This window comes from Arthrobacter sp. StoSoilB13, assembly GCF_019977255.1.
Taxonomy (GTDB): Bacteria; Actinomycetota; Actinomycetes; order Actinomycetales; family Micrococcaceae; genus Arthrobacter.
The window spans coordinates 409,236-422,362 of sequence record NZ_AP024648.1; the positions used below are offsets into that span (position 1 = coordinate 409,236).

A 13,127-nucleotide genomic window follows, 5' to 3' on the forward strand; every position below is an offset into this window, starting at 1 on the left:
AACGCGCTCTACTGCTACCTAGTTGGGTTTACCTGAGCTTCCTGCAGTTTAGGGGCGCAGCGGGGGGAATCCGGGGAACGGCATGGACGCGTTGCAAGCAGGGCGCTCTCAGGAAACGGTCATTTTGCTCACGTATCATTGGTGCGATCGGCCTGCCGCGGGTCCTGTGACCTGAGCCGGCCGTTTCCTTGCCAGCCTGCCAAGAGATCGCCGGAAATGCCCGAACCGTTTTCCCTGGAACCGTACTCCCTTGACCTGACGACGGGGTTGCCCCGTATGGCTGCCGCACCTACCACCCCGCGGCAGCTTTTGCGCTATGCCCGCATCCTGAAGACAGCCTCCGGCTTTGCGCAACGTCAATTCGACACCTTGAGTTTGTCGGACGTTGCCGCGAAAGCGGACGTTCCGCTGGGCACCCTCTACCGTTACTTTCCCTCTACGGCGCACCTCATGTTGGCCGTCTACCGGCAGCAGTTGCGCGAGCTTCGCGACGGCGTGCGCCAGAGGAACGGCAAGGGCCATGCACTGTCAGGTTTGATGATGGAGATCTTCCACCTGAGGGTTATGCAGCCCGGCGTGGAGCACTGCCTCATCCGGCCTGCCGGCAAAGACAGCGACACCGCCCAGCTGCTGCGCGAGATTGACCTCTTGTCCGAAGAAGTTGTGGGTTCGTTGAGCAAAGAGCCCGGAAATGACGCACCGAAGGCCAGGATTCTGTTGCATCTGGTCAGTGGTCTGGTCCAGGCCGTCCGGTGCCGTCGCTTGTCGCTCTTTGAAGCCGAAAAGGACCTCAAGAAGGCGTGCAGCCTCATGACGGGGGAATGACACATAGCTCTTCCGGTCTAGACCACCGGCCCCTGAGAATGCGTTTTTTCGCGTGAGCTGAGTCACTTTTAGACCTGCATAAACGTTTTACTCTCGAATCGTCTCTCTTGGTATTGAATCTTGTACCCTCCGGGCTTCCCTACGCTGGAAAGACCGAAGCGGCTAGCAGCCCAACCTGCAGATGCACCTTCCGGGCCAGCCACCCTTGGTCCGAACCAGCAGTTCTGTTCCTGCCCGAACCATGCCGTGGGTCCACGGCTAGCCTGAGGAGACAAAGACGTGTCCATTGAGACAATCGCTACTGACAACGACGCCCTGGTATTGAGCGAAGAAGAGATCTTCGCAGCACACGAGGGCGGCAAGCTGACGATTTCCAGCACCGTTCCCCTGAACAACAAGCGTGACCTTTCCATCGCGTACACCCCCGGCGTCGCCCAGGTGAGCCGCGCAATCCACGCCAACCCCGAACTTGCCCGCACCCACACCTGGGCTGAGCGCCTGGTTGTTGTCGTCAGTGACGGCACCGCCGTCCTCGGCCTGGGCAACATCGGCCCCAGCGCTTCCCTCCCGGTCATGGAAGGAAAGTCTGCCCTCTTCAAGTCCTTCGGCGACCTCGACTCCATCCCGCTGGTTCTCAACACCACCAACGTGGACGAGATCATCGAGACCCTGGTCCGCCTCCGCCCGAGCTTCGGTGCAGTGAACCTCGAGGACATCTCCGCGCCGCGTTGCTTCGAACTCGAAGAGCGCCTCATCGAAGCACTCGACTGCCCCGTCATGCACGATGACCAGCACGGCACCGCCGTCGTGGTTCTCGCGGCCCTGACCAACGCTGCAAAGGTGACCGAGCGCGAACTTTCCGGCCTTAAAGTAGTTGTCTCGGGCGCAGGTGCCGCCGGCATTGCCATCGCCGAGATTCTTCTTGCTGTTGGCATCGAGGACGTCATCCTGCTCGACTCCAAGGGTGTGGTCAACGCTGACCGTGCCGACCTCGTGGCCGATCCCGGCAGCGTCAAGGCCCGTATGGCTCAGCGGACCAACCCCCGCGGCGTCACAGGTGGTCCCGGCGAGGGGCTGACCGGCGCCGACGTTTTTGTAGGCGTCTCCTCCTCCAAGCTGGACGAAGAGCACCTGAAGTTGATGAACGATCAGTCGATCGTGTTCGCGCTGTCCAACCCGGACCCCGAAGTACTCCCCGAGGTTGCCCAGAAGTACGCGGCAGTTGTCGCCACCGGCCGCAGCGACTTCCCGAACCAGATCAACAATGTGCTGGCCTTCCCCGGCATCTTCCGCGGCGCGCTCGACGCCAAGGCCCGCCGCATCACGCCGGCAATGAAGATCGCCGCTGCACGCGCCATCGCAGAGCTGGCCGAGGAAGACCTCTCCGCTGACTACATCGTGCCGAGCCCCCTGGACGCCCGTGTAGCACCCGCTGTCACCGCGGCAGTTGCCGCAGCCGTGACCGAGTAACGGTAACCAACTAAAAACCGACGACGGCGACGCCCCCAGGCAGGGGAGCGTCGCCGTCGTCGGTTTGTTAAGGAGCAACGCGGGGTCACTTACGGCCCATGTTGCCCCGTCGGATGGGCCGTATCTGACCTCGCGTTGCACGTCGGGGGGGAGGGGCCACACCTAGACTGGGGCCATGAACGCCGAACTCGTTGTGACCATCCTCTGCGGCCTGGCCATTGCCGTGGGTGTGGCCGGAACCATCATCCCTGTCCTTCCGGGAAGCATCCTCATTGGGGCGAGCCTGCTCGCGTGGGCCATTTGGGGTGGTGCGGGAACGCTCGGCTGGGTGATCTTCGCCATCGGCATGGTGTTCGTGGTGGCAGGGATGGCCGCCAGTGCCGTGCTCACAGGGCGGAAGCTGAAACAGCATGGGATTCCCAACAGGTCTGTGCTGATTGGGATAGTCCTTGGCGTCGTGGGGATGTTCGTGATTCCAGTGATCGGGCTCCTGGTGGGGTTCGCCGTCGGGCTTTTGCTTAGCGAGGTCCAGCGGACCCGTGACTTCCGTACGGCCGTCCGCTCAAGCGGCGCCGCGCTGAAGGCGACCGGCATCGGGATTCTCGTGGAGTTCGGCCTCGCATGTGCCGCTGCGAGCACGTGGGTCATCGGGGTGTGGCTGTCCTAGTTCACCGAGATGGCAAAAGATGACAATCCCAGGCCGTGGGATTGTCATCTTTTGCCATCTCGGCGGGAACTAGCGGAGGCTGGGTACCCGCAACTGGGCTGGACGGAATGAAGCACCGGCTCCTGGGAACAAAGGGACGTCGATCCGGGCGTGGGTGTGGATTTCCTGAACCGTGTCCTTCGTGTGCTGTGCGATCTCAGCAAGCGTGGTGACCCACATACCTTCGAGGCCCTTGACCCGTTCGATCAGCTGCTCCAACGCGACGGCCCGGGACGGCCTGCCGGAGATGAACGGGTGGTTGGTCAGGACGAAGCAGCTGCCCTGGGCGTGGTGCGCCTGGGCCTCGAGCGTCCACATTTCCAAGGCTTTGGCCGGGCTTTCAATGACCCCGCTGCCCGTGATGCCGGGGTAGAACGCGTACTGCTCCCAATCGTCCAGTGCCCAGTCCACAGGGATTTCCACGATGTCCCGGGGATCATCCTCGGCCACTGACATGCGGTAGGGGGCATCGCCGTCGAGAAGGCTTGAGTCATACAGGAAGCCGCGGTCCGCGAGCAGCGCGGGAGACTGCCAGTTCAACTCCCACCACGGAGCCCGGTAGCCCACGGGCCGAACACCCGCGACGTTGGCGAGAGCTTCCAAACCGCGGTCCAGGTAACTGGCTTCGGTTGCGGCGTCGATTCCCTGCATGGGCTCGTGAAGGTAACCATGGTGGGCGATTTCGTGCCCGCCATCAGCGATCCTGCCCACCACGTCCGGGTAGCTCTCGGCCGTGAAGCCGGGGATGAAGAACGTTCCCTTGATGCCCTGGCGATCCAGGATCTGCAGGAGCCGCGGGACTGCGATCGTTGGGCCATAGGACTGGTGGCTCATGAGTGACATGCGCCGGGTGCTGGACGGATCGTGGGCGATGGTGCAGGACTCGGCATCGACGTCGAAGGTGAAGGACGCGGCGGCCTTGAAGCCCTCTGGCCAGGTGATCGGGTGCAGGGAGTCCGCGAAGGCAGGCTGGCTCATGCTGTGGTCCTTTCGGGAACGACGGGAGTAGCTGATGCTGCCGATGCACTGGCGGAGACGTGGTTTTCGTCCGCGAGGACGTACTTCCGGTGCGCCCGCGGGCCGAGGATGGCGTAGGCTGCCGCGCTGGTAAGTCCGCCGGCCAGCCACGAGAGATCCCAACCACCAAGTGCCACGGCGATGGGGCCTTGCATTACGGGTATCAGCCCGTACATGAACAGCCAGGTGCAGAAGATTCCAACCAACAGGGAGACGATGCCGGCCCAGTTGATCACGGGGAGGCGGCGTGTGCCGACGCCGTCGAAGAGCCGTTCCACCTTGCCCGGCCAACGCTTCTCCAGCCAGAAATAGTGCACCAACATGACGCCGCCCCAGGCAGCTACCCACGCCACGAGGCCGATCAGCCAGGCGTCCAGTACGGAGGCGAAGTCCTCCTGGAAGATGAAGAACACCACGGCGAGGAGCGAGAAGACGCCCACGAACAGGTTGAGCTTGCGACGATTGATGTTGATATCCAGGGCCTGCGTGGCCACGGAGAAGGTGTAGATGTTCAAGATGTTGGTGGCGATGGGGCCATGCAACACCATGAGGAGGACGGGAAGGGCAAGGACTCCGAAGTTCTGGACGATCAGCTTGCCGGGGTCGATCTCGCCGCTGTTTGTCGCAAGGCTCGCGCCGAGGACACCGAGCCAGACCACGGGAATGAACTGGCCAAGGACCGAGGCCAGGTAGACCTTGCGCTTGGGAACCGAGGTGCTGACAAAGCGCGAGTAATCCGCGGCGTAGGTGAACCAGGTGATGCCCCAGCCGATGCCGATGGCAGTCATGACCGCACTCATCGCCGCGATCCGCTCGGATCCTTCAAGAATGTTGCCGGCCGGACCTGCGTAACCCCAGTCGATCTTCATACCGAACCATGCCACGGCGGACATGACGGCCAGGATGATGATGGTGGGCGGAACAGTCCACTTTTCAAAAGCGGCGATGGCCTTGTAACCGAACCAGGCGATGGCAACCTGGGCGGCCATGATGACGGTGGCCACGCCGATCTTCCAGGCGTAGTTCTTTTCAGTGGGGTCCACCCAGCCCAGCGTTCCGAAGAGCGCCATGACCAGGTCCAGGATGATCCACGTATTGACCGCGCACCAGCCGATGACCAGGAGAGCCTGGATGGCGGCGGGGAGATAGTTGCCGCGACGGCCGAACGCGGCCCGGGCAAGGACCATGCCGGTGGCACCGGTCTTTTGGCCGAGGAGGACGAAGCAGCCAAACAGCAGCATGCCGATGAGGTTGCCCAGGACGAGCACAAACACAGTGTCGGCGAAGCCGAGGCCGAGGTGGATTCCGAGTGCGCCCAGCACCCAGTTGATAGGGGCCAGGTTGGCGCCGGCCCAGATCCAGAACTGGCCCGAGACCTTGCGCGTGCGGTCTGACTCGGGGATGGGCTGCAGCCAGGCTTCGCTGTCATGGGCCGGCGCCGTTGCCGGAACTGACTGCGATGAGCCTGGCTGCGATGAGCCTGGCTGGGGTGAGGCAGGCTGGGGTGAGGCAGGCTGCGGTGAGGCCGGGGAGAGGTTGTCTTGCATGAGGGGGAGCCTCCGTGTGTGAAAGGGACTCTTTCAGCGTATGTGCCACAGATCACAGCAACAAGATACGATGTGTCTAAAGAAACTGCATTCGACCATACGGAGTGTCATGCCTATCCTTCTGGGCCAGGCTTTGGAACGTGAAAGTCTCAAAGCCGCTGAGCCACGCCTGCTTAATTCAGTGGCGGACGCCCTGACCCGCCCCGTCCGTTGGGTGCACTCCAGCGAGGTTTTGGACATCGCTCCGCTCCTCAGCGGCGGCGAGCTGCTCCTCAGCGGCGGCCAGGCGCTTGCGCTTGAGAGCGCCGGGCGGCAAGCCGAATACGTCCGGGAACTGGCAGCCCGCGGGATAGCCGCACTGGCCCTGGAAACCGGACCGACGCTGCCAGAGGTTCCGGGTCCTATGTTGGAAGCCGCCGAAGCCGCAGGCCTACCCGTTATTGAATTGCGTCACGTTGTACCGTTCGTCGCCGTCATGCAGGAGATCAACTCCCTCCTGGTCAGCGAGTCCGTCGAACAGCTTCAACGCGGCGACCAAACCAGCCACGCGATGGCCGCCGAACTCGCCCATGGCGGCGGACTTGACCAACTTCTGGCTGTCCTGGCAGAAAGGACGGGTGTCAGCGCGCGGTTGGTATCGCCGTCGGGCCTTACCCTGGGTTCCGCAGCAGGTTCCGCACCAGGCTCAGCGCCGCCGGTGGAGGACCGCGGGCTCATCACAGTTGATGTGCCTGTGCGTGGCGTCCTCGCCGCCCGCTTGGAGCTGCGAGTGCCCGACGACGGCGACACCGGCCTCGCGCGCGTGGCGGGAGAGCGGTCCGTGGACATTCTTGGCCTGGCCCTGTTGCAGCGGATGCCGCCGGGATTGAAGGAATTGGCGGGCATCGAACTGATGCGGGCCATCAATTCCGGGAGCCAATCGTGGCAGCTCCAGCAGCTCGGGCCGGCGTCGGGTTTTCCCGCCAATGGCCCTGTTGCTGCGCTGGTGATCCGCTCCACGGGTGCCGGGCATCTCCGCTCGGCCTTGGATGCATTGCTGCGTGCGAACGTGCCGCACAGCGCCAGCTATGCAGATAACGCGGAGCTGATCGCACTCGCGTCCGTTGGCGATGGCGCTGCTACCCGGGTAACGCTGATGGACGCGCTCAGGGCATTGGAGACGCCGGCCGGTTCAGCGATAGCGCTTGGCCCGGTGGGCAAGGGGATCGATGAGGCCCCGTGGTCGCTGGCCGAGGCTCGCCGGACCTTGGACCTGGATTTGGTGGGAGGTGGCGTGGTGGATGCCGAAGCTTTCGCCATGGAACGCCTCGTCGAGGAACATCTGGACCCAGCCACCCGAGAAGGGTTCGTTCAGCGGCAGCTGGGGGCCGTCGTCGAGCATGACCAACTGCGGCGATCCGAGCTTCTCCGGACGCTGACCGTCTGGCTGGACACCGGCTGCAACACAGCCCAGGCCGCACGGGAACTGCACCTGGAACGGCAGTCCATGCACCACCGGCTGCAGCGGATCTTCGAGCTGTGCGGGGGAGATCCGCGTGGAACGGGACGGCTCGCAGCCCTGCATCTGGCGGCGCGGTTGGCTCGCCTACAGAACCCTTAGACGCCAAAACGACGGCCCGCTGCGCACACGACGATTTAATACGTCTAATGCGTAGCGGACCATCGAAATGGGGCGCGCAAGGCCTTACTTCAGCACAATCGTCCTGTTCCCATTCAGGATGATCCGCCCTTCGCAGTGCCAACGAACGGCGTTGCTGAGGGCCTTGCACTCCGTGTCCCGACCGGCGGCTACGAGATCGTCCGGTCCGAACGTGTGATCCACCTCAACCACCTGCTGGGAGATGATCGGGCCCTCGTCCAGCTCGCCGTTGACGTAGTGGGCGGTGGCGCCCACGGTCTTCACTCCACGGGCGTAAGCCTGGTGGTACGGCTTGGCACCCTTGAAGCTCGGCAGGAACGAGTGGTGGATATTGATGGCGCGCCCGTCGAGCTTGCGGGCGAGATCGTCGCTGAGCACCTGCATGTACCGGGCCAGCACAACGAGTTCCACGTCCAACTCGTCGATGATGTCCAGCAAACGCGCTTCCGCCGCAGGTTTGGTAGCGGCGGTGACAGGGACGTGGAAGAAGGGAATCCCGTGCCACTCCGCCAAGCCCTGGTGGTCCGTGTGGTTGGACACGACGCCCACCACATCGATCGGCAACTCACCGATCCGCGCACGGAACAGCAGGTCATTGAGGCAGTGCCCGAACTTCGAGACCATGATCAACACGCGACGCTTGGACCCCTGGCGTTCCAGCTGCCAGTTCATGTTGTACTTCTCGCCCACAGGGGAAAACGCAGCCCGCAGCGTGTCCACGGTTGATTCGTCACCGGAGGAAGCGAAGTGCACCCGCATGAAGAAGTGGCCCTCGGCACGGTCACCGAACTGCTTGTTGTCGATGATGTCGCAGCCATGCTCCAGCAGGAAGCCGGACACAGCGTGCACAATGCCGGGACCTTCAGGGCAGTCCAGGGTAAGGACGTGCTCCACGGTGGTTTCTTCGGCAGGGGTAACAGAGGTTTCAGTTTGGACGGCAGTCATGGCTAGCACTCCACTACGTTGACGGCGAGGCCTCCACGGGAGGTCTCCTTGTACTTGGATTTCATGTCGGCGCCTGTCTCGCGCATGGTCTTGATGGCTTTGTCCAGGGACACCTTGTGGCTGCCATCGCCGTGCAGGGCAAGGCGGGCAGCGTTGATCGCCTTGACGCTGGCGATGGCATTGCGTTCGATGCACGGGATCTGCACCAGCCCGCCTACGGGATCGCACGTGAGGCCCAGGTTGTGCTCGATGCCCACCTCGGCCGCATTCTCCACTTGCTCCGGCGTCCCGCCCAGAACCTCGCAAAGACCAGCGGCGGCCATGGAGCAGGCGGAACCCACCTCACCCTGGCAGCCAACTTCGGCGCCGGAAATGGACGCGTTGATCTTGAACAGAATTCCGACGGCTGCTGCCGCGAGCAGGAACCGCACGACACCGTCGTCGTTGGCCCCCGGAACAAACTTGGTGTAATAGTGCAGCACGGCCGGCACAATTCCGGCGGCACCGTTGGTTGGCGCGGTGACGATCCTGCCGCCGGCCGCGTTTTCCTCGTTGACGGCCAACGCGAACAGGTTCACCCATTCCATGGCGAGCAAGGGGTCAGCTGAGGATTTGCCGTTCAGCTCGGCGTCGGTTTCGGAAAGCTTCTTAAACAACGACGGCGCCCGTCGCCTGACCTTCAGACCTCCAGGAAGGATCCCCTCGGCAGAGCAGCCGTTGTCCACGCATTCGCGCATGACGGCCCAGATGCTGAGGAGCCGCTCGCGGAGCTCGTCCTCGGATCGCCACACCAGTTCGTTGGCCAGCATGACATCGGAAATCGACATGCCCTCGCGTGAACAAATAGCGAGCAACTCGTCAGCAGTGGAGAACGGGTAGGGGAGCACGGTGTCATCGGCTACTACTTTGTCCGTGCCCGTGGCGTCCCCATCCACCACGAAGCCGCCACCGATCGAGTAGTAGCTGCGCTCACGCAGTACTGCCCCGGTGTGGTCAAGTGCCCGGAACGTCATGCCGTTGGGGTGTGCCGGAAGGGACTTGCGGCGGTGGAGGACCACGTCCTCGTCCCAGTTGAAGTCCACCCGGTGGTCGCCACCCAGGCGCAGTTCGGCGTCGAGGGCAGCCGCGGCCACCTGGTCATCAGCCGTTTTGGTGTCGACAGTTTCGGGTGATTGGCCCTGCAGCCCCAGCACCACGGCTTTGTCGGAGCCATGGCCCCGGCCGGTGGCGCCCAGGGAGCCGAAGAGCTCAGCCTGGACGCGCACCGTGGCCGGAAGCTGGCCGGACGATTCAAGACCGTCCGTGAACTGCTTTGCCGCCCGCATCGGGCCGACCGTGTGTGACGACGACGGCCCGATGCCAACAGAAAACAGGTCAAGCACACTCAGTGCCATTAGGGGACCTCGGGGGAGGCATACTCCCGCATGGCATCAAGAAGCCAGCGTCCCAGGAAATCGGCAAACGAGGCCCGGGGAAAGATCCGGTAGTTCTCATCCGAGGTCTTCCAAAGCATCACGGGGATGTGTGCGAGCTCCGTTGAGACGGCGGTGCCGGCCTTGAAGACGCGGGGGTGAAGGTCCAGCGAGCACGTCTTTTCGAGCACAGCGCGGGCGTGGCTGCCGGAGAGCTCGAACGTGGTGCGGTTGGCGGACAGGTCCACCACCTGACCTTCATCGTTGCCCAGTGCCTTGGTCAGGTCGCTGACCAAGGAGCCGCCGAGTGAGTCGTGGGACTCCTCCGGAGCGACTACCAGGAACTCGGTGGGGCCAAGCCAGAGTGTGTTCACGGAACCGGCCTCCGTCACTTCACCACAAGTGGCAGGCAAGCCGCCGGTGATGGAGGCGACGCGGGCACCGGCGTCGGACGTTCGCTCAACCCGGATACCCACCATGGCCTGGTACGGGATTTCCTTGAGCGTCACGGTGCCCGGCACTGAGCCGGAGGTGAAGGCGTCAGCTAGGTGCTCGGCCGGGCTGCGGCGGGCTCCCCGTACGCGGTCGACGTGTGCGGTTTCTGCTGGTGTTGCTGTTTCAGCCATCTTTGCGGGTCCCTTCAGCATCGAAAAGTACGGTTTCGCCAACAACCACGTCCACCAGTTGGTCTCCCACCGAGGCCACGAGGGTCTCGCCGATGCGGTTGCGGCCGTTTTGGATCAGGGCCAGGCCGAAGGATCGGCCCAAAGCGGCACTGTGGTAGCTCGAAGTTACGAAGCCCTCCATGGGGACGGGTCCGTACGCCGGGTTGACCGGGATGCCCTTCTCCACAAGCTGTGTGCCTTCGGGCAGCCTCAGCGAGTGGTCCACGGGAAGGACGCTCACCAGGTGCTTGCGGTCCTCGCGCTTGGCATCCTCACGGAGGTAGGAGCGCTTGCCGATGAAGTCCTTGGCCTTGGAAACAATCCAGTCCATGCCTGCGTCCTGTGGGGTGACCGTGCCGTCGGTGTCCTGCCCGACGATCGGGTAACCCTTCTCGGCGCGGAGCACGTGCATGGTTTCCGTGCCGTACGGGGTGATGTTGAACTCAGCACCTGCGGCGGCAACGGCTTCCCAGGTGTTCAGCCCGTACCAGGACGGAACGTTGATTTCGTAGGCCAGTTCACCGGAGAAGGAGATACGGCAAACGCGTGCCTGCACTCCCGATGCCAGCGTGGTTTCGCGGAAGGTCATGAACGGGAAGGCTTCAGCATCCAGGCCGCCGTTTTCGGCGAGCTGCGGGGCAACCTTCGCGATCACTGCACGGGACTTGGGACCAACGACGGCGATGGTGCTCCACTGCTCCGTGACGGAGGTGAAGACGACGTCCAGTTCCGGCCACTCCGTCTGGTGCCACTCTTCCAGCCAATCCAGCACCTTGGCAGCGCCGCTGGTGGTGGTGGTCATGAAGTAGCGGTCCTCGTCCAGGCGCAGGGTCACGCCGTCGTCGAAGATCATGCCGTCCAGGGTGCACATGACACCGTAGCGTGCGGATCCCGGTGCGAGTTTCTTGAAGGCGTTGGTGTACACACGGTTCAGGAATTCGCCGGCGTCCGTGCCGCGGATCTCGATCTTGCCCAGCGTGGTTGCGTCCATGAAGCCCACGGAATCGCGGACTGCTGCGCACTCACGCAGGACTGCCGTGTCCATGTCCTCGCCGGACTGCGGGTAGTACCAAGGGCGCTTCCACTGTCCGACGTCTTCGAACAGCGCACCCTGGGCAACGTGCCACGGGTGGATGGAGGTCACTCGGGCGGGATCGAAAAGCTCCCCGCGCTGGCGGCCCGCCAAAGCGGCGAATGCGACCGGGGTGAACGGTGCGCGGTAGGCGGTGGTGCCGATCTCGCCGACGCCGGGTACGCTTTCCGCGCCGCCGAACTTCAATGCAGCGGCGATGACGCCGATTGCGTTGACGCCGGAGGTCTTGCCTTGATCGTTGGCGGTGCTGATGGAGGTGTACCGCTTCACGTGTTCCACCGAGCGCATGCCGGCGCCCGTGGAGCGAAGGACGTCAGCCACGGACTGGTCACGCTGGAAGTCAACGAAGTGGTGGTGCCACTCGCCAGGTTCGCCTTCCTGGCCGGGAACCAGCCACAACTGGCGTGTCGGCGCACTAGCCACGGGTGCCTGCAGGTCCACCGGGGTGGTTGCGGACTCAAAACCAGCAGCGATGGATGCTGCCGCTCCAGCCGAGATGCCCTCTGCGAGGCAGTCCTGGAGTTCATAGCTGCCGCGGCCTGCGCCAACAACCTGCTGGTCCCGAACCACCGTGGACGGAACAAACGCTGCGAGCTCGTCGTCCCAGCGCAGCTTGCCCTGGCGCTGGCTGTGGAGGTGCACCACTGGGCTCCAGCCGCCGGAAACAGCAAGGAGATCTGCGGCGATCTGCTCGACGCCCGAGGTGAGTTCGCCGTCGTCGTTAATGCTGCGGACGGTGACGCCGCTGAGGCGGCCCTTGTCATCGGCGCTCGTGTCAGCAACTGCGCTGCCAATGAGGACCCGGATACCGGACTCGACGGCGGCAGCGGCCTTCGCGCTGATCTGCGGACGGGCATCGACGACGGCGGCAATCGCCACGCCTGCTGCCTTCAGGTCTGCGGCGAGCAGGTAAGCGGAGTCGTTGGTGGTGCTGATGACGACGCGTGAACCGGCCGCGACCGCGTAGCGGTTGAGGTACGTGCGGACAGCCGAGGCGAGCATGATGCCCGGGCGGTCGTTGTTCTCAAAGACCAGCGGACGTTCGTGGGCACCCGGTGCCAGGACAACCTGCTGTGCGCGGATGTGCCAGATACGCTGACGCGAAACGCCCGGCGCGGCCGGAACGGTCAGGTGATCCGTGCGGTTCTGCGCTGCGATGAAGTAGTTGGAATCGTAGGAACCGAAGGCAGTGGTGCGGTTCAGCACGGTGCATTCTTCGGCGGAGACCAACTCCGCTTCCACGTCGGCAACCCATTCCAGGGCAGGCTTGCCCTCGATGGTTTCCTGCAGGCCTTCGGCCGTGGAACCGGAGAGCAGTGCACCGCCCAGTTCGGGCTGGTCGTCGATCAGGATGACGCGGGCACCGGTGCGGACTGCTTCACGGGCGGCTGCCAGGCCGGCAACACCACCGCCGACCACCAGGACGTCCGTGTGGACGTACTTCTTGTCGTACTCAGCCTTGTCCTCGGCAGGGTCAAGCTTGCCCAAACCGGAGAGCAGCTCAACGTTCATGCCGTCCACGAGTGAAACGGCGGTGGCGGGGAGCATGGATTCGGCAACGTGGCCCGGGAAGCGGGGAGCGATCTTGACCAGGGCGTTGGATTCCTCCACGCCGGCGGCCATGATGCCGCGGGGGCGGTCCTCGTAAAGGGAGTTGCCTGCGTTGATGTGGCCGTTGGCCAGCAGCGCCGAGGCGATGGTGTCGCCGGGGTGGCCGGTGAATTCCTGGCCGTCCACAGTGAAGCGCCAAGCGATGCTGCGGTCAATGCGTCCGCCAGTGGCGAGGCGTGCGTTCTTGCTGGTCACTT

The 13,127-nt window shown here is 63.8% G+C and carries 10 protein-coding genes; 4 read left to right on the forward strand and 6 right to left on the reverse strand.

What is annotated here, in order from left to right; translation table 11 throughout:
* Positions 1 to 216: 216 nt before the first annotated feature.
* The 3 genes from LDP01_RS14150 to LDP01_RS14160 all read left to right on the forward strand — a co-directional run bounded on the left by LDP01_RS14150 (position 217) and on the right by LDP01_RS14160 (position 2,962).
* Positions 217 to 825, forward strand: a complete 609-nt coding sequence (locus LDP01_RS14150) for a TetR/AcrR family transcriptional regulator (RefSeq protein ID WP_224093412.1) — start codon at positions 217 to 219, stop codon at positions 823 to 825.
* Positions 826 to 1,104: 279 nt separating this feature from the next.
* The gene (locus LDP01_RS14155; RefSeq protein WP_224093414.1) at positions 1,105 to 2,295 is read left to right on the forward strand and encodes an NAD(P)-dependent malic enzyme; all 1,191 of its coding nucleotides are present in this window, start codon (positions 1,105 to 1,107) and stop codon (positions 2,293 to 2,295) included.
* Between the two features lie 175 nt (positions 2,296 to 2,470).
* Entirely contained in the window at positions 2,471 to 2,962 is a 492-nt protein-coding gene (locus LDP01_RS14160) for a DUF456 domain-containing protein (protein ID WP_224093416.1), read from the forward strand.
* A 69-nt stretch (positions 2,963 to 3,031) separates the two neighbouring features.
* Here LDP01_RS14160 and LDP01_RS14165 read toward each other — a convergent pair whose 3' ends face one another.
* Positions 3,032 to 3,979 carry a polysaccharide deacetylase family protein gene (locus tag LDP01_RS14165; RefSeq protein ID WP_224093418.1) on the reverse strand — a complete coding sequence of 316 codons (948 nt, stop codon included), beginning with the start codon at positions 3,977 to 3,979 and terminating at the stop codon, positions 3,032 to 3,034.
* Positions 3,976 to 5,565 carry a purine-cytosine permease family protein gene (locus LDP01_RS14170; protein WP_224093420.1) on the reverse strand — a complete coding sequence of 530 codons (1,590 nt, stop codon included), beginning with the start codon at positions 5,563 to 5,565 and terminating at the stop codon, positions 3,976 to 3,978. The genes LDP01_RS14165 and LDP01_RS14170 overlap by 4 nt, the downstream gene beginning before the upstream one ends.
* A gap of 109 nt (positions 5,566 to 5,674) precedes the next feature.
* On the opposite strand from LDP01_RS14170, the gene LDP01_RS14175 reads away from it, so the two are divergent.
* Positions 5,675 to 7,165, forward strand: coding sequence for a PucR family transcriptional regulator (locus LDP01_RS14175; RefSeq protein WP_224093422.1), 1,491 nt, complete (start codon positions 5,675 to 5,677; stop codon positions 7,163 to 7,165).
* Positions 7,166 to 7,249: 84 nt separating this feature from the next.
* Here LDP01_RS14175 and purU read toward each other — a convergent pair whose 3' ends face one another.
* From purU to LDP01_RS14195, 4 genes are read right to left on the reverse strand one after another with little or no spacing between them, the layout of a single operon-like run.
* The gene (gene purU / locus LDP01_RS14180; protein WP_224093424.1) at positions 7,250 to 8,149 is read right to left on the reverse strand and encodes a formyltetrahydrofolate deformylase; all 900 of its coding nucleotides are present in this window, start codon (positions 8,147 to 8,149) and stop codon (positions 7,250 to 7,252) included.
* Positions 8,150 to 8,151: 2 nt separating this feature from the next.
* A complete protein-coding gene (locus LDP01_RS14185) occupies positions 8,152 to 9,543 on the reverse strand; it encodes an L-serine ammonia-lyase (protein WP_224093426.1) in 1,392 nt (463 codons plus the stop codon).
* Positions 9,543 to 10,187 (reverse strand): sarcosine oxidase subunit gamma, encoded by a 645-nt coding sequence (locus LDP01_RS14190; RefSeq protein WP_224093428.1) that lies wholly within the window; start codon positions 10,185 to 10,187, stop codon positions 9,543 to 9,545. Before LDP01_RS14190 ends, LDP01_RS14185 begins: the two co-directional genes overlap by 1 nt.
* Positions 10,180 to 13,125, reverse strand: a complete 2,946-nt coding sequence (locus LDP01_RS14195) for an FAD-dependent oxidoreductase (protein ID WP_224093431.1) — start codon at positions 13,123 to 13,125, stop codon at positions 10,180 to 10,182. The genes LDP01_RS14190 and LDP01_RS14195 overlap by 8 nt, the downstream gene beginning before the upstream one ends.
* Positions 13,126 to 13,127: the final 2 nt, after the last annotated feature.

What these genes read in the sequence shown, in the direction of transcription:
- LDP01_RS14150 (WP_224093412.1), top strand. Translation starts at nt 217, where the DNA reads ATGCCCGAACCGTTTTCCCTGGAACCGTACTCCCTTGACCTGACGACG.
- LDP01_RS14160 (WP_224093416.1), top strand. Translation starts at nt 2,471, where the DNA reads ATGAACGCCGAACTCGTTGTGACCATCCTCTGCGGCCTGGCCATTGCC.
- LDP01_RS14165 (WP_224093418.1), bottom strand. Translation starts at nt 3,979, where the DNA reads ATGAGCCAGCCTGCCTTCGCGGACTCCCTGCACCCGATCACCTGGCCA.
- LDP01_RS14170 (WP_224093420.1), bottom strand. Translation starts at nt 5,565, where the DNA reads ATGCAAGACAACCTCTCCCCGGCCTCACCGCAGCCTGCCTCACCCCAG.
- LDP01_RS14175 (WP_224093422.1), top strand. Translation starts at nt 5,675, where the DNA reads ATGCCTATCCTTCTGGGCCAGGCTTTGGAACGTGAAAGTCTCAAAGCC.
- purU (WP_224093424.1), bottom strand. Translation starts at nt 8,149, where the DNA reads ATGACTGCCGTCCAAACTGAAACCTCTGTTACCCCTGCCGAAGAAACC.
- LDP01_RS14185 (WP_224093426.1), bottom strand. Translation starts at nt 9,543, where the DNA reads ATGGCACTGAGTGTGCTTGACCTGTTTTCTGTTGGCATCGGGCCGTCG.
- LDP01_RS14190 (WP_224093428.1), bottom strand. Translation starts at nt 10,187, where the DNA reads ATGGCTGAAACAGCAACACCAGCAGAAACCGCACACGTCGACCGCGTA.